The organism is Variovorax sp. ZS18.2.2, assembly GCF_024701975.1.
Lineage (GTDB): Bacteria > Pseudomonadota > Gammaproteobacteria > Burkholderiales > Burkholderiaceae_C > Variovorax.
In genome coordinates, this window is sequence record NZ_JANLNM010000010.1 from 225,570 (window position 1) to 241,995 (window position 16,426).

At 61.5% G+C, this 16,426-nt stretch carries 14 protein-coding genes and 2 pseudogenes; 10 read left to right on the forward strand and 6 right to left on the reverse strand.

Features of this window, described 5'->3' with window-relative positions; translation table 11 throughout:
- Positions 1-699: 699 nt before the first annotated feature.
- The 3 genes and pseudogenes from NU688_RS29900 to NU688_RS29910 all read left to right on the forward strand — a co-directional run bounded on the left by NU688_RS29900 (position 700) and on the right by NU688_RS29910 (position 3,769).
- Positions 700-1,299 (forward strand): hypothetical protein, encoded by a 600-nt coding sequence (locus NU688_RS29900; protein WP_374684708.1) that lies wholly within the window; start codon positions 700-702, stop codon positions 1,297-1,299.
- Between the two features lie 487 nt (positions 1,300-1,786).
- A complete protein-coding gene (locus tag NU688_RS29905; RefSeq protein ID WP_257864467.1) occupies positions 1,787-3,043 on the forward strand; it encodes a lipoprotein-releasing ABC transporter permease subunit in 1,257 nt (418 codons plus the stop codon).
- A gap of 54 nt (positions 3,044-3,097) precedes the next feature.
- Positions 3,098-3,769, forward strand: a pseudogene (locus NU688_RS29910) (Tn3 family transposase).
- An 87-nt stretch (positions 3,770-3,856) separates the two neighbouring features.
- On the opposite strand, the gene NU688_RS29915 reads toward NU688_RS29910, so the two are convergent.
- Positions 3,857-4,204: a hypothetical protein gene (locus NU688_RS29915; RefSeq protein WP_257864468.1), complete on the reverse strand. Its 348-nt coding sequence runs from the start codon at positions 4,202-4,204 to the stop codon at positions 3,857-3,859.
- Between the two features lie 175 nt (positions 4,205-4,379).
- Here NU688_RS29915 and NU688_RS29920 point away from each other — a divergent pair, with 175 nt between their 5' ends.
- The 4 genes and pseudogenes from NU688_RS29920 to NU688_RS29935 all read left to right on the forward strand — a co-directional run.
- On the forward strand, positions 4,380-5,054 hold the full coding sequence (locus tag NU688_RS29920; RefSeq protein WP_257864469.1) for a response regulator transcription factor: 675 nt from the start codon (positions 4,380-4,382) through the stop codon (positions 5,052-5,054).
- Positions 5,051-6,430, forward strand: coding sequence for a HAMP domain-containing sensor histidine kinase (locus NU688_RS29925; RefSeq protein WP_257864470.1), 1,380 nt, complete (start codon positions 5,051-5,053; stop codon positions 6,428-6,430). The genes NU688_RS29920 and NU688_RS29925 overlap by 4 nt, the downstream gene beginning before the upstream one ends.
- Positions 6,431-6,438: 8 nt before the next feature.
- Positions 6,439-7,428, forward strand: a complete 990-nt coding sequence (locus NU688_RS29930) for a sterol desaturase family protein (protein WP_257864472.1) — start codon at positions 6,439-6,441, stop codon at positions 7,426-7,428.
- 275 nt (positions 7,429-7,703) lie between these two features.
- A pseudogene (locus NU688_RS29935) lies at positions 7,704-8,006 on the forward strand (transposase); the annotation flags it as partial.
- Between the two features lie 585 nt (positions 8,007-8,591).
- Here the strand turns inward: NU688_RS29935 and NU688_RS29940 are convergent.
- Positions 8,592-8,858 (reverse strand): hypothetical protein, encoded by a 267-nt coding sequence (locus NU688_RS29940; RefSeq protein ID WP_257864473.1) that lies wholly within the window; start codon positions 8,856-8,858, stop codon positions 8,592-8,594.
- A gap of 299 nt (positions 8,859-9,157) precedes the next feature.
- Here NU688_RS29940 and NU688_RS29945 point away from each other — a divergent pair, with 299 nt between their 5' ends.
- Complete coding sequence (locus NU688_RS29945; RefSeq protein ID WP_257864474.1) at positions 9,158-10,213, forward strand: phosphotransferase family protein; 1,056 nt, start codon at positions 9,158-9,160, stop codon at positions 10,211-10,213.
- A 98-nt stretch (positions 10,214-10,311) separates the two neighbouring features.
- Here NU688_RS29945 and NU688_RS29950 read toward each other — a convergent pair whose 3' ends face one another.
- The 3 genes from NU688_RS29950 to NU688_RS29960 all read right to left on the reverse strand — a co-directional run bounded on the left by NU688_RS29950 (position 10,312) and on the right by NU688_RS29960 (position 12,753).
- Entirely contained in the window at positions 10,312-11,103 is a 792-nt protein-coding gene (locus NU688_RS29950) for a GNAT family N-acetyltransferase (RefSeq protein ID WP_257864475.1), read from the reverse strand.
- 91 nt (positions 11,104-11,194) lie between these two features.
- The gene (locus NU688_RS29955) at positions 11,195-11,440 is read right to left on the reverse strand and encodes a hypothetical protein (protein ID WP_257864476.1); all 246 of its coding nucleotides are present in this window, start codon (positions 11,438-11,440) and stop codon (positions 11,195-11,197) included.
- A 743-nt stretch (positions 11,441-12,183) separates the two neighbouring features.
- Entirely contained in the window at positions 12,184-12,753 is a 570-nt protein-coding gene (locus NU688_RS29960) for a TetR/AcrR family transcriptional regulator (RefSeq protein WP_257864477.1), read from the reverse strand.
- Positions 12,754-12,802: 49 nt separating this feature from the next.
- On the opposite strand from NU688_RS29960, the gene NU688_RS29965 reads away from it, so the two are divergent.
- A complete protein-coding gene (locus NU688_RS29965) occupies positions 12,803-14,047 on the forward strand; it encodes a glycosyltransferase (protein ID WP_257864478.1) in 1,245 nt (414 codons plus the stop codon).
- A 76-nt stretch (positions 14,048-14,123) separates the two neighbouring features.
- Here NU688_RS29965 and NU688_RS29970 read toward each other — a convergent pair whose 3' ends face one another.
- Positions 14,124-14,255: a transposase domain-containing protein gene (locus NU688_RS29970; protein WP_374684709.1), complete on the reverse strand. Its 132-nt coding sequence runs from the start codon at positions 14,253-14,255 to the stop codon at positions 14,124-14,126.
- 361 nt (positions 14,256-14,616) lie between these two features.
- Here NU688_RS29970 and NU688_RS29975 point away from each other — a divergent pair, with 361 nt between their 5' ends.
- Entirely contained in the window at positions 14,617-16,425 is a 1,809-nt protein-coding gene (locus tag NU688_RS29975; protein WP_374684710.1) for a ShlB/FhaC/HecB family hemolysin secretion/activation protein, read from the forward strand.
- The last annotated feature ends 1 nt before the right edge of the window (position 16,426 follow it).

The window sequence follows — 16,426 nt, forward strand, 5'->3', positions numbered from 1 at the left end:
CCCGCTGCTCGGCTGGACAGTCGAAGAGAAGCAGATCGAGCGCCACGCCCGTGTGCGTGGACAAGACGGTCCACAACGATGGACGTCTGTCGATTCGCGAGTTCCAGTGGCAGCCCGAGTGCAATGAATATGCTTGTCCTGAAGGCCGTACGCAGCGCAACGACCGACGGCAGTTCACGATGTCGCGCACTCACGTCACCAAGGCCGACACCGTTATTTATCGGGCGAGTCCAAGCAGACTGAATCGCCTGCGGAGTAAACCAAATAATCCTGCCACTCTCACACTCGATATAAACCTGCATGACTCTATTTCATTGCAAGCCCAAATTTCTAATTGGGAGCCTTGTTTTTGTGATTTTAGTTGTGCCCGTACAAAATCGCAGTTTAATTGAAAAATTAATTTTTACCAATTTTCGATCTAATCCAAATCGGGTGGCGCATCAAAAATAAAGGTTGTTAATGAAAAATATTTGGCTGTCCGGCCTTATTTTGATGTCGTGCATTGTCGCAAGTAGTTGCGCATATAGAACTCAAAAATACAACGTCATCGAAAATTCTACGTCCATTTCCAAAAATGCTTTTATCTCAATCGAACCGTCAGAATTTGACGCGGCCGAGTTTCGGTCTTCTGACGGAACAATACTGCGATACAGGTTCTTGCCCCCGTCGCATAGAGTCCAAGGAGAGTCCTACCCGCTTGTGCTGCAACTACATGGTTCTGGTGGTGTTGGTACAAACAATGTGACGCAACTCGATCGGCTCGCCAAAACATGGGCGGTGTCAGATGTGCGCGAACGTTATCAAACTTACATTTTAATTCCCCAATTTCCAATTAGAAGTGCCAATTATGGGCCGCCGTCGCCAGAGCAACATGCAGAGCCAAGCTCGGCTTTAATTGCTGCTCTTGAACTGGTGGAAGACTTCGCTGCACATCATGCCGTTGACAAATCTAGAATCTACGCCATTGGATTTTCAATGGGCGGCTCGGCGGCATGGCTTTCACCGACTCTCCGATCAAACCTATTTGCGGCAGTGATGCCAATTTCTGGAGTCGCACCAGCAGATTCGTTTGCCCCCGTCTTTAAAAATACTCCTACACTGGTGATTCACGGAAGCGCGGACAATGAAAACTCGATAGCCTCCAATCGCAGGTTTTTCAATGAAGTTCTACGCATAGGTGGAAAAATATCCAATTCAGGGAGTACAAAGGTTTGGAGCATCAATTGCCTGGTGAAATCTATCCAGGATATTGGTGGCGAGATTGGTTGTTTGCGCAGTCTCGGAAGTAATTGCGGTTAATCTTTTAGATCAAAGTCACTTCGCTGCTCAGCTTGATTTCGCTGCTGAAGGTTTGCGTTGAAAATCGAACCGCCACAACGGGCAGCAATTTGGAAGGATTTGGCAGCAACGTGTTGATTGGAGTGAATCCTCTAGCAGGACCATCGGAGTCAAGAGGTCTCGGCGCCGCCGATGTAAATGTCATCTGTTGACACCGTCCGGAAACTGAGCCATTTTTTCGGGTAAAGGACCGCCGGTGGATCTGCAAGGCATCCGGCGCTCATGCTGGGATCCCTTTGTTTGCTGCGCGCACCAGGGCAAATCGAGGTTGATCTTGCAATGTTTCTCCTTGGGAACGAACTGGAGATAAAACGCGATGCAAAGGGTTTCAGAAAGTCAAGCATTCATGCGGGTTGCAAGAGGGTCTGCTCTGGAAACCCGCATGAATGCTGGGGGGGCTCACGTCCTAAAACGCACGAAGAGCAAAAGGACCTCCAATCCCGCCCCTATGCGACTCCCTTATGAACTGCAGCTCGGCTGGCGCTACACGCGCGCAGGCCGGGCGACGCGGCGCAACGGCTTCATCTCCTTCATCTCCGGTGTCTCGATGCTTGGCATCGCGCTGGGCGTGGCGGCGCTGATCATTGTGCTCAGTGTGATGAACGGCTTCCAGAAAGAGGTGCGCGACCGCATGCTCGGCGTGGTGTCGCACATCGAGATCTTCTCGCGCGACGGCCAGGCGCTGCAGAGCCTCGACGAGATCATGGCCGCCGCGCGCAAGAACCCAGAGGTCATCGGCGCGGCCCCCTTCATCAACACGCAGGCGCTGATTGCGCGCGGCGAGGACATGAAGGGCGCGATCATCCGCGGCATCGATCCCAAGTTCGAGCCCGAGGTCACCGACACCGGCGGCATCGCGAGCAAGGGCACCTTCGACAAGCTGGTGCCGGGCGAATTCGGCATCGTGCTGGGCATCGAGCTCGCGCGCTCGATGTTCGTGCAGCCGGGAGACAAGGTCACGCTGGTGGCGCCGGGCGGCCAGGTCACGCCGGCTGGCGTGGTGCCGCGCCTGAAGCAGTTCACCGTGGTGGGCACCTTCGATTCGGGCCACTACGAGTACGACTCGGCGTTGGCGATGGTGCACGAGCAGGATGCGGCCAAGGTGTTCCGCCTCGAAGGCCCGACCGGCATCCGCCTGAAGCTCAAGGACCTGAACGAAGCCCGCGACGTGGCCGACCAGCTGGCCGTGAGCCTGCCGGGTGAATTTTTGATCCGCGACTGGACGCGCCAGAACAAGACCTGGTTCGCGGCCGTGCAGGTCGAGAAACGCATGATGTTCATCATCCTCACGCTGATCGTGGCGGTGGCGGCGTTCAACCTGGTTTCCACGCTCGTGATGACGGTGACCGACAAGCGCGCCGACATCGCCATCCTGCGCACGCTGGGCAGCTCACCGCGCAGCATCATGGGCATCTTCGTGGTGCAGGGCGCGATGGTGGGCGTGATCGGCACCGTGGCCGGCCTGCTGCTGGGCCTGGGCATTGCCTACAACATCGACGTGATCGTGCCCTTCCTCGAACAGCTCTTTCACGCGAGCTTTTTGCCCAAGGACATCTACCTGATCAGCAAGATGCCGAGCGACCCGCAGCAGAGCGACATCATGCCCATCGCGATCATCTCCCTCGTCCTGGCTTTCCTTGCAACGCTGTACCCGAGCTGGCGCGCCAGTCGCGTCAACCCCGCGGAGGCGCTGCGCTATGAGTGAAGCCTCACCAAGCGATTCCACGAAGGACGCATCGACCTCACGGTGCTGCACAGCGTGGACCTGGACGTGCACGCCGGCGAAACGCTGGCGATCGTCGGCGCCTCGGGCTCGGGCAAGAGCACGCTGCTGCACCTGATGGGCGGGCTCGATGCGCCGACCGCGGGCAAGGTCGAGCTGCTCGGCAAGGACATCGCGCATGCCGATGCGGCGGAGCAGGGGCGGCCGCGCAGCCTGAAGGAAATGACCCAGGGCACGCTCGTGCGCAAGCTGTGCACCTACGACGCGGACCCGACGCGCCAGGCGATCTTCGAGTACGACAAGCTCATCCGCAGCATCTACACCCTGCGCTATCTGCGCGACCCGCAACTGCAACGCCATGTCCACCGCTCGCAGAACCGCCTGGAGTCCTACCATCAGCTGCGTTCGGCCATCGCACAGGTCGGCGGCAAGAAAGAACTCACCGGGCGTACCGACCTCGACATCGAGATCAGCAACCAATGCGCCAGGCTGATCGCCAACGCGATCGTGTACTACAACTCCGCGATCCTGTCGCGCCTACTGAGCAGGTACCAGGCCAGCGGGAACGAGACGGCGCTGGCACTCATCACGACAACGTCGCCGGTGGCCTAGCGGCACGTGCATCTGAACGGACGCTACGCCTTCCGCGAAGGCGCTCAAGCCATCGATCTGGACGCCATCCTGCGAGGGCTCGATCTCGACGGATGAGGGGTAAGCTACCAGTTGATCGTTCGTCTTGAACAGTGCCCCTGCTGCGGAAGGGTAAGCGTAAGACTCTCTTCTGGCACAGTAACACTAAGGAGCGTACCGCCGTCGCTCGCGGTGGCCCAGTCGCTCGTGCAACTCCCCGCAAGTCATGGCCCGCCCGGTGCTGTAGCGCCCGTCGCGACACGGATCGTCGATCCGGCGATCCGCGTCGCGAAAGCGTAGGCGCCGCGCCCCCTCCGCATGGTCCAGTTGCTGCAGCAGTTCATCGCAGCTCATCGCCCGGCCGTAGCTGTAGCGACCATCCCTGCAGGGGTCGTAGGCCGGTGGCGGCGCCTCGAAGCCCAACCGCACCTCGGCGGCCGCCGTCGATGCCAGAAGGACCGCCGCCGCCAGGATGATCACCTCGACAATGAACGTGGTTTGGAAGATGCGCATGCGAGTGCTCCAGAACGTCCGCTCGAAGGACGGACATGCGGCCGATCCTTGTCCAGCCACATGGAGTGAACATGACGTCGGGGCGGCGACCCGCGCGCAATGCTGTCGCAATGCGCCCTGCCTAAAGTCCTGCACGCCGCCGGTCCGGCGGTTGGCTTGTGGAAGGAATCTCACGGTGCGTATCCTGCTGGTGGAAGACGAGCCCGAAATGGTGTCGGTGCTTCGCACGGCGCTGCACAAGCGCGGCATCCTGATCGACCATGCCTGCACGCTGGCCGATGGCGCGCGCCATGTCCGCGCCACGTCCTACGACGCGCTGGTGCTCGATCGCCGGCTGCCCGATGGCGACGGCCTTTCGCTGTTGTCGGACCTGCGCCGCGCCGGACAGCACGTGCCGGTGCTCATGCTCACGGCGCGCGATGCCCTCGACGACCGCGTGGCAGGGCTCGACGCGGGCGCCGACGACTACCTCGGCAAGCCCTTCGCGGTCGAGGAGCTGCTGGCACGGCTGCGCGCGCTGCTGCGCAGGCCCGCTACGGCACAGCCCGACATCTCGCGCATCCGAGACCTCGCGTTCGACTTCACGCACTGCGAGGCCAGCGTCGCGAACCACCGGCTCGACCTGCCGCGCCGCGAACTGCTGGCGCTTGAGACGCTGGTCCGGCGCGCCGGCCGCACCGTGCTGCGCGGCGCGCTCGAGCATGCCGTCTTCGGGCTGGACACCGAGATCCAGTCCAACGCCCTCGACACCCATCTCTCACGCCTGCGCAAGAAGCTCGCGGAGCTCGGTGCGGGCGTCGAGATCTGCAGCATCCGCGGCGTCGGCTACCTGCTGCGGCCCTTGCCATGACCCCGGCATCGCCTTCGCTCAAGCGCCGGCTGATCCGCCAGCTGGTGCTGTTGCAAGTTGCGATCCAATTGCTGGTCATCGGCACGCTGGCCGCATCGGGTTACCTGATCGACTTCAGCTCGCCAGAAAACACCGTCGAGATCCTGCAGGAGGCGGTGGCGCACGATGCGACCGGCAAGCTCATCGTGCGGTCGACCCAACGCCTGGTTACGCTGCGCGAGACCGTGCCACATCTCTGGTTCTCCATCCGCGACCACCAGGGCGGCCAAGTGGTGGAAGGCCGGATACCGTCCGAGTTCGCACGCATCGGCGACACACTAGACGCGGTGCGCCAGGCACGGCTGGGCTGGAATATCGGCGATCCGCCACGGCAGGCCGCGCGCATGCGCTGGGTGGACTCTGCCGCGGGCGACGTGCAGATACTCACCGGACCCGACAGCCCCGTCACCTGGCGCAACCTGGGCCTAGCGCTGTTGCTGCTCCTGGCCCAACTGGTGCTGCCGATCATGGCCATCACCATCACGGCCACGCTGCTGGCCACGCACTTCGTGGTGAAGCGGACCCTGGCCGGACTGAACGCGGCCGCGGCGCGCGCCGGCCAGATCGACATCGACCAGCGCGGCGTTCGGCTGCCTTTGACCGATGTCCCTAACGAGGTGGCGACGCTGGTGGGCGCCTTCAACGACGCGCTACAGCGCCTCGACGACGGCTATGCGCGCCACGAGCGCTTCCTGGCCGATGCCGCGCACGAACTGCGCACGCCACTCGCGATCCTCAACACCCGGCTCGAGAACCTGCCCGACAGTCCCGACAAGGTGCGGCTGCTGTCCGATGCCGCGCGGCTGTCGGTGCTGGCGGGACAACTGCTGGACCTGCAGCGGATGAAGGGCAGTGGCAGCCGGCTCCAGCGCGTCGATCTGCTGGAGCTGGCGCGCGACGTGGTCGCCGAGATGGCTCCGCTAGCGCTGGCCGCCGGTTACGAGATCTCGTTCGAGCCTGCGACCGAAGGCGTCGAAGCGGAAGGCGATCGCGATGCGCTGGCGCGCGCGCTGACCAACCTCGTGCAGAACGCGATCGATCATGCCGGCGGCCAAGGCAGCGTGGTGGTGCGGGTCAATGCCGCCGGCAACATCGATGTGATCGACGACGGACCGGGTATTCCCTCGGCCTTGCGCGCGCAGGTTTTCAAACCCTTCTATCGCGTGCACGCCACTGGACCCGGTGCCGGGCTCGGGCTGAGTCTGGTACAGGAGATCGTGCAGATGCACCAAGGCGATATCTCGGTGCACGACGCGCCCAACGGCGGCGGCACGCAGTTCCGCATGCATTTGCCGCCGGTTCCGGCGGATCGCCTTCCCTCCTTGTCCCTTCGCTGAGCACCCGCATGAACACACCGGCTGGCGACATCCAGCGGCGGGTGCGCGCCGCGCTGCCATGGCTGCTGTGGCCCACTCTCTACGGGCTGGGTCTGTTCGGCGCCGGGCTGGCCTTCGCCAGCCACGCGCCGTTGTCGTGGTTCAACCTAGTCTACCTGTCGGTGGCGTTGGTGATCGCGGTGCTGGAACGCTGGATGCCGCACGAGCTACGCTGGCTCGTCGACGACGGGGAGACCCCCTGCAATTTGGCCCACACCCTGCTCACCAAGGGCGGCGCACAGCTCGCCGCGGCAGCGGCAGCGAGCGCGCCCATGGCCGTGGCGACGATCGTCCGGCCGTCTGCCCCCGCAATGTTCGACCTCTGGCCCGCGCACTGGCCGCTGCTGGCACAGGTGGTGCTGGCGCTCGTGGTCGCCGAACTGGGCCTGTACTTCGCGCACCGTTCGGCCCACGAGTGGCCGCCGCTATGGCGCTTCCATGCGCTGCATCACAGCGTGCAGCGGCTCTGGGTGGTGAACACCGGGCGCTTTCACCTGATCGACAGCGCCTTCAAGGCCGCGCTCGGACAGATCCCGCTGTACCTGCTCGGTGCGCCGCTTGCAGTGTTCGCCTGGGTCGGCGCGGTCACCGCCATCACCGGACTGCTGACCCACTGCAACATCGAACTGCACACTGGCTGGCTCGACCGAATCTTCAGCACGCCCGCCCTCCACCGCTGGCACCACTCGAAGGTACTCGAGGAAGGAAACCGCAACTACGGCGAGAACCTCGTGCTATGGGACCTGCTGTTCGGTACCTACTTCCATCCTCCGCGGCGGCCACCGGCGGACATTGGCATCGACGGCCATGTCGCGCCCGGTTTCCTGGCCCAGCTGTTGCAGCCGCTGACTGCTTCTGGCGTCCGGCAGATCATGGGCACGGCGCCTCATCCTCGGCGCAACGGGCCATCGAACGCCCCCGGAACGGGGCGGGAACACTGCGGGCCTGACGAGAGCTGACGAGAGCTGACGAGAGCTGACGGAACACGGTGGTCCCGCCCCGCTGAAAGGTCCGACCATCATGGATCAATGCCCAAATTACCCAAAATTTCCGCCGCACCTCTGCCGAGCGGCGAACACTTCGACGAATGCCCCTTCAATTTTGCAAAATCCACCCACCTCGACCTACCTTCATACCGACGAGGCGAAGCGAGCGGGCCAGCTGCGCGAGGCCTTCGGCGGCCAGCGGCGATAGAGCCGCGGAAAAAAATCTGCTTAGGGCTTACAACCCCTGACGGTACCTGCACGGGCAGTGGCCCAAGTTCTTGCGCTTCCTGCACAACGGCACATGGCCGCTAGACTCCAACCCGGTGGAAAACGCGATCAGACCCTTCGTCGTCGGAAGACGGTCGTGGTTGTTCGCCGACACCGTCGGCGGCGCCAACGCAAGCGCAAACCTTTATTCGCTGATTGAGACAGCCAAGGCCAACAGCATTGAGCCCTATCGCTATCTCGCCGCGCTCTTCAAGAAGCTGCCTCTGGCGCAGACCGTCGACGACTACGAGGCGTTGCTGCCTGGAACATCGAACTCGGCGTAGCGTAGACCGTCCGCACACGTCGGGTCCAACACCACGCGCAAGGGCGTGATTTATTGACTGCTTACCCCTGATGCGTTTGCCGAACTTGATGTACAGCTCGACCGCTCGAATTCTGTCTTCGTATGAATACATGAACTACCTCCTGGTAGTCCAAGTTTTTGTCCGCATCCCCGGTGGCTCAGTTCTACTTCGGCGCGGACACTGCTGAATCGGCTTGCTCGTCGTAGCGGGAATCTTTGCCATGCGGCGATGGTGGCACTTCCTGGTCTCACGCTCTGTGCGCTACCCCACACAAGGGCTGGACGCGCAGCGCAGATCGCCGTTGGCGAATGAAGTGAAGCAGCGCGCTATCGCCGCAGGCCGCCAGTGATGTGGCAGAAGTTCAGCGATCTGGCTATCGCGATGCATCGGCATTCACGCCGTCGCTCTGCGCGAACGGCAAGCAACGGCCCCATCGTGGCCCGCATCACCGACGACGGCATGGCAGCACTCGACCGATTGTGAGAGGTAGGGCAGAAGCAGTGGAAAGCTCGAGCGCGATAACCGCACCGTGCCAAGCCGACGCGGCCCGATTGGCCACCGCGACTATTCCCGCGGGATAGTGTCCGTGTCGCCTCTGTGAGCACGAGCCGCCCAATCGGCCGTCCACGCTCGACACTGCTCCCGCAAATGGTCGATGGCAAATTGGTTGGTGGTTTCTCGGCGGACGGAGACCAATTTGCAATGCAACTTGCCCTGCTTTTGGATCTCTGCAATGCCGACGAACATGCCATCCTCGGCGTCTCGAGAAATGAAATACAGGAAACTCCACCCATCGTGGAACTCTTGATCCGTTGGCATTGTCTCGTCCATGGCTTCATCACGTTGAGAGGTTGGCGCGCATCCTTTTGCAGCGCGGCTCGGTCGGGCGTGGAATAGCACCATAGCACCACACTGCCGGATATGTCGGAAGACCACTTGCCCTGACTCCGCTTGGTCTCAGCTAAAAACGGCCAGCCGTTGCAAGGGAGTCAGCTCCTAGCGCTTGGCCCGGTTGCTGCGCCGCGCGTCAAGATGGGACGACCAGTCGCTTACGCGAATCCTGCGCGATCGCTAATGCAAGCAAGATTCGAGGCGAGTTTTTCAACACAATCGGCCAGAAGCAGCCGCTCATGGCTTTTCAAGGAATCACATTGGACAGTTTGATTTTGGAGCGTTTGCTCGCCCCGACAGACCTGATGCAACAGATTGCACGGCACGTTCAGCTGGACGGTGCCCTGCTGCTATCGGCAGAACCAAGAGATGTCGATGCTCCTGGCTACCTCTCTGACTTGGCTGGGGTGACGCTGACGTGGACCGGCCGGAATGACGCACCGACTCGCGCTGTGCTGAAGGTGTCTCATGCCGGATTTGGTCAGCCGGAACTGCCGTTCTACGAGAACGTGGCGAAGCGCTTGAACTGCCCCGTCGTGCCCGATTTCTACGGCGGTGGAATTGACGAATCGACGGGGCGAACATGGCTGCTGATGGAGGACCTGTCTGCCTCGCACGAGCGCCCCAGCGATGCCCCGTTGCCGCCGAGCTTCGCGCGAAACGTTCAGATCGTGGAAGCATTGGCACGGTTTCATGCCGCCGGATGGAATAAGGATGGCTGGCACGACATGGGCCCGACGATGTGGGCGCGGCTTCGATCGTCAGATTGGCTTGAGGCCGGATGCGATCAGCTGTTCGCTCAAGCTGGTGACGCGGTAGACGACCGCACACGAAATGCCTATGCGCGATTCCGACTCGGCTTTCCTGCGCTCATTGAGCAGGCCGAGCGGCTCCGGGGGAGGACGCTCATTCATGGGGATGCCCACGTCTGGAACTGGATGTTGCCGCGCGAGGGCATAAATGACGAGCCGAAGCTTCTCGACTGGGACGGGTGGCATCTCGGCGTCGGTGCCTGGGACCTTGCATACATGATGGCAGTGCAGTGGGACCGTGGAGTACGCCAACGCTTCGAGATGCCGCTGCTGGATCGCTATCACACGGCACTCTCTGCTTCGGGGGTTACAGGCTATTCGCGCGAGACGCTTCAAGAAGACTATCGGCTCGCGGTCCTCTTGCATATGCGCACGCCCATCGCGCGATTTGTAAGGAAGATGTCCGCGTATGTATGGTGGCCGCAGCTCACCCGCATTCAGGACGCGGTGGACGATCTTCGGTGCCTTGATTTGGTGACCTGAAAGCGATGCAACGACCGCTTTCGGCAATATCCAGCGGCAGGTTAGGGCCTGACCTGCCGTTCGACCTTTCCGAGAGCGGTAGTTGCTATCACATGCCCTCAGGGCCGCACACCGTGGAAGGTCTGAACCTCGACTCGCGGTTCAAAGCCTAGTTTCTCGGCCAAGGCCACGGAAGGCTGGTTGTCGGTCCAGCAATCCCAATTTGGGTCAAGGCCATGCTGCAGGCAGTCCTCGATGAACGCACGCGCCATCAACGTACCAAGCCCTCTGCGTTGGTGCCCCTCAACGGTCAGGATGTCAATGTCATGATGACCTTGCCAAGCGAACGCCGTGTAGCACATGCCGACGATGGCATCGTTGTGCAGAGCGCAAAAGCCGATGCCGTGCTGTGCAAATGCCGCAGCCGACTTCCAATAGCTGCGGCTGTATGGATTCGCCACGTCTCGTATCTGCTGCATCAACGGCTCATCAATCCGACGAATTTCATACCCCGTCGGAACACCTTCCACACGGCCACCATGTTGGATGAACTTTGCACGGTTGAAGTCGAAGTCGAAACGCCGCCGCCTTTTCGTGGCGCTCCCGAGAAAGCCCTCCAACACGGGCTCCCACGCCTCGGGAAATGCATACAAGATGAAATAGTCCGAGCCGTGGTATTCGAGTAGCCACTGGCACACCTGCTTGGCAAAAACGAAGTCGTCAACGATACCGGCGACCGTACATGCGCCGTTGTTGTAGACGAGGGCCGCGGTTGGCCTTGCTAGGTCGTTCGCAAACGCCCTGCCATGCCCGATGCCTGCAATGACCGAGTTGGGAACGCTAAGACCGTACGGAAGACTATCGAAAAAGGAAGCGACACGATGGTATTCCGAAGGATTCAGTTCGAGCATTTGATGTGGCTGAGTCGATAGTTGAAGGGCTGCTTTTCGCCGAGTGTGCCCGACGCAGCGACCGACCGGTGATGGCCGGAAGGCGCTGATACTAGCCGCCGCGAACACCGATGGCGCTCCGCAGCCTGCCAAGGTCCGGCGCATCGGACTCGACGAAGAAGAGGTCCTCGGTGACACCCGTCACGTTGTCGGCAATGCCGATGACGAACTCGCGGGCGAATGTCGAGTGCAGCTTCGCCAAGCACCCGGCGACGCGCTCAACGTCTCCGAACCATCCTTCAGGCTCGTTGCCTGAGTCTGGTAGTGCCAAGTTGATGCCAAGGTCCCAGTCGGGCAAGTCATCAGGGTGACTGGCGGACACTTCCGTCTTCTGATTTACGACGGTCGGCCTTGATGTGACCCAGCCTGGCGCTGCGGCAAGCTCGACAAGCCTTTCCTCGATGGGCGCGGCGACGTCTTCTAGGTCAGAGCCGTCTAACTGGGATAGCGTTCACGGTCAGGCAGAAGCATCAGAACGAGAATCCGATTCAGCAATATCACGCACAACGGCTTTGGTTGGGAGAGTGAATCCAGTACCGATGGCGGGAAGACGTGGACACGAATCGCCTCGCTTGTGGCAACTCGGGCGGAGACGAGATAGACAGAGTGCGGCCAGCTCTGCTGGCCCGATGCTCACCGGCACGACGCTCGCGCACGGCCACGTGAGCACGGCGTTACTGCGCCAGGCACGCCGGCGCGGCACGATCGAAGTGCCCCGTTCACGTTGCCGAAGCGCCGCGGCTACTTCGCGCTTACCCAAGAGGTCGCCGGGTGGATCGCCCAGGTGCACTTCGCGGCCGCCGAGTTCCCCATCCGTTCGTCGAAGAAAGGAGACCTCGGAAGCAGCCCAAGTTCAACCACCCCCTGATCCTGCCCAGAAACGCAAAAAGCCTGAGGCGGCAATCTCGGGCTTCAAGCTTCGGCTCCAGAGCCGTACGGCTAGCCATTGCGTCTTGACAAAGTGGGTCTCGGGCATGAAGGCCAGACTTCCACGACCAGAAGTGAAAGTTGTGCGGGGCCTTCCATGGTCGCTCTCGTCCACTACTTCTCTGTCGTCACCGCTCGCGCCAGGAATTCCGGGTCGTAGCCAGGCAGCAGCCCGTCAATGATCAACTGCGCCAGTCCATGAATCATGGACCAGGCGCGAAGCATCGCCAGCCTGTTGTCGGACGATGCGGGAGAGGTCACTGCACTGCGGAAGCCCACCGATGCGCGCTCGACGGCGGCCAGCAATTCAGGATGGCGCTCGCGCTCCGCGACGGAGGTGCCGAACATCAATCGAAAGCGGCCTGGACGCGCCACCGCAAAGCGCACGTAGGCTTGGCCCATGGCAGTCAGAGGCTCCTCTGAATTGTTCGATGCCGCCTCGGCCAAAGCGGCTGCAAATGCGTCGAATCCACGTACGGCCAAGGCTGCTTGCATCGACTCCTTGTCGGCAAAGTGCCTATAGGCGGCGGTGGCAGAAACGCCCGCGCGCCGAGCAGCTTCGCGCAAGCTGACGGCCTCGGGCCCGCCTTCGTCCAACAGACGATCGGCCACATCCAGCAACGCGGTGCGAAGGTCTCCGTGATGGTAGGTCTCGCGCGAGTTCGGCGTATAGGAGGTCGACATCGTTTATATTATCCAAAGTTAACACACGTACACATTGAGGGATTTTGCCATGCGCGTTCTCATTTCTGCCGTCGGTAGTCACGGCGATGTGCTGCCCTTCATCGGCCTCGGCTGTGCCTTGCGTGACCGCGGTCATGAAGTTCGGCTCTATGGAAACGGCATGTTCGGCACGCTGATTGACAAAGCTGGTCTTACCTTTGTCGAGACGAGCGATGCACAGTTGGCCCGCGACGCATTGGCCGACAAACGCGCCACCCAGACCAAGTCGGGCTTGGGCATGGTCGCGCAAGGCGTCATGACGACCGTCATGTCCGCCTACCAAGCAATGGCTCGCGACGTGTTGCCGGAGAAGACGTTGCTTGTGGGTTCATCACTGGCCTTCGCGCCGCGTCTGTTGGCCGAAGTCGAGCGACTGCCCTTTGCAGCAGTGCACCTGGCACCGTCGATGTTTCGCTCCGACTACCTGGCACCTCGCATGTCGCCTCTCGGGCACTTCGAACGTTGGCCGCGCGCCATCAAGCATGCAACGTGGGCGCTTATGGACCGCCGCTTTCTGGACCCGGCATTCGGCGCGCCGCTCAATCAAATCCGGGCAGATCTTGGTCTGCCGCCTGTTCGACGCGTTCTGCACGAGTGGATTCACCAGGCAACCGTGACTGTGGGCCTCTTTCCGGACTGGCTGGCGCCACGTCAACCTGACTGGCCAGTCCACTTGAAACTTACAGGATTCCCGATGTACGACGGCCATCAGGAAGAAGTGCTGTCGCCCGAAGTGCAGGCATTTCTGTCCTCCGGCCCAGCGCCGGTCGTGTTCACTGCCGGAACGGCCAATACCACCTCCGAAAGTTTCTACGCGGAGTCAACGTTGGCGTGTCAGCGCCTCAACATGCGAGGCATTCTGGTGGCAGGCCAGCGCAGTCAGCTCCCCGCAGTTCTGCCGCAGGGCGTCATCCATGTCGCGTATGCCCCGTTCAGCCAACTGTTCTCGCGCTCCGCGGTCGTGGTTCACCATGGGGGCATAGGAACTCTTAGCCAGGCACTCCGAGCTGGAATCCCGCAACTCATCCGGCCAATGGCCTATGACCAGTTCGATAACTCCAGCCGGGCATGCCGCCTGGGTGCGGCAAAGGAGTTGCTGCCAAGAGCGTACCGTGGCTCGCGGCTGGACAAGTCGCTACAGGCGCTGTCGGGCGACGCCTCGATACGGCTCACTTGTGAGCAACTGGCCACGCAAATGGAGAGTCAGGACGGTTTGCGCAGAACCTGCGAAGTTCTGGAGACGACGATGGAATAGTGGCTTGGATGCCGCGGCGAACGCCTGCCATCGGAAACGCCGACCCGCTCGCTACAAGCCTCAAGTTTCTGGAGGCTTACGCTGCCAGTTGTTGGGGAAGCAACTCGTCGATGCGGCTGTTCAGATGCGTGGGCAAGCGCTCGAGAACATCGCGCAGGTAGGCATGAGGATCATGGCCGTGCAGGCGTGCTGAATGCACCAGGCTCATGACCACGGATGCGCGTTGACCGGCCAACTTGCTCCCACAGAACAGCCATGCTTTTCTTCCCATGGACTTCTGAGAGGCGCGATCTCGCATCCGGATAGAGGATGCGGGAATTTTTCACTTTCCGCGTCGGAGCTTTTTCACTTACTTGGCGCGTTTTTCACTTTTCGTGTCGCCCGACAATTGCGCTGATGTTCACTAACGCAGCGCTTGTTGTTTGCAGTACTTAATACCTCATTGAATTGAGCCCGCTTCCCCTAGTTGGATATAGCGTCCGGAATTTTTCAACGATCAGTTCAAAAATCTTTGTCAGCCAATGCTGAGTTGACAACTTCGCACTAGGCAACCTCCGTATCGCAACGTAATGTCGCTAGCGATCAGGGAGAAACATGTGCCAATTCAAGGCTTCGGTGCAAAGTCGCCGGGATTTTTCGCGTTCGAGCCGCATTTGTATATCTTCGCAGCTGCATTGATAGCTGCATCAAGCGGCGCCTATGCGCAAACCAACCCGTCGACCCCCAATCCCTTCGTTGAGCAACTGCGCCAGCAAGAGCGTGAGCGTGCCCTGCGGGAACAGCAAGAGAAGTCGGTCGACAGCCGCCTGCAGGAAGCGCCGAAAGCCGATGCGAGTCGCCTGCCCGAGACCGAGTCGCCGTGTTTTCGCATCGAGCGTCTTGTGCTCGCCGGCGAGCGAGCCGACGAGTTTCAGTGGGCGCTGGACGCTGCCGCCGGCCCCGAGGCGAACGACGGCCCGATCGGCCGCTGCATGGGCACCCAGGGCGTCAACACCGTCATGGCCCGCTTGCAGCAGGCCGTCATCGCCAAGGGCTTTGTCACAACCCGCGTGCTGGCTGCGCCGCAGGACCTGGCTACCGGCACCCTTACGGTCACACTCGTTCCCGGCCGCATCGCCGCCATCCGAGCCACACCCGATTCGAGCACTCGCTTCGGCAGCAACCGCCTGTTGCTGCTGGGCGCCATCCCCGCGCGCCCCGGCGACCTGCTCAACCTCCGCGACATCGAGCAGGGCCTGGAGAACCTCAAGCGCGCCCCCACGGCCGAAGCCGACATCCAGATCGAGCCGTCGACCGCCGTCGATGCTCGGCCTGGTGACAGCGACCTTGTAGTCAAGTATGTGCAGAGCCGCATGCTGCGCGGCACGCTGAGTCTGGACGACAGTGGCACCGAAGCCACCGGCAAGTACCAGGCCGGAGCCACTGTCTCGGCCGACAACCTCTTTGGTCTCAACGACCTTCTCTACATCAACGCCAACCACAGCATCGACGGGCATTTTCTTGGCAATCAACGCCGTGGCACCGAAGGACAGACGGCTCACTATTCGCTGCCCTGGGGCTACTGGCTGCTGGGCTTTACCGCATCGAACAACCAGTACCACCAGACCGTGGCCGGTCTGAACCAGGACTACATCTACGCCGGCAAGACCAACAACGCCGAAATCAAGCTTTCGCGCTTGATCTATCGCGACCAGCACCGCAAGACTACTCTCGCGATCCGCGCCTTTCGCCGCGAGTCGCGCAATGTCATCGACGATACCGAGATCGAGAACCAGCACCGCGTGGTCGGCGGCTGGGAGGCCAGCCTGAGCCACAAGGAGTTCATTGGCGAAGCCACGCTGGACGGCACCTTCGCATTTCGCCAAGGCACCGGTGCCTTTGGCGCCAAGCGCGCGCCCGAAGAAGCTTTCGACGAAGGCACCAGCCGCTTCCGGCTCATGATGGCCGACGTGAGCCTCAACGCGCCCTTCAAGCTCGGTGAGCAGAAGTTCCGCTACGCCGGCCAGTGGCGAGCGCAGTGGAATCAGACTCAGCTCACGCCCCAGGACCGCTTCGGCATCGGCGGGCGCTACACCGTGCGCGGCTTTGACGGCGAGACCAGCCTGCTCGGCGAGCGGGGCTGGCTGTTGCGCAACGACATCGGCTGGGCCGTGGGGCAGAGCGGTGCGGAGGTCTATGTCGGCATCGACTACGGCCACGTGGGCGGCAAGTCGGTCGCGCTGCTTCAAGGCAATCACCTGGCGGGTGGCGTGGTCGGTGTGCGCGGAGCGTGGAAGGGGCTGAGCTACGACGTCTTCGTCGGAGCGCCGATCAGCAAGCCCGAGGGCTACCAAACGGCCAAGGTCACGACGGGGTTCAACCTCAATTTCAGTTTCTGAG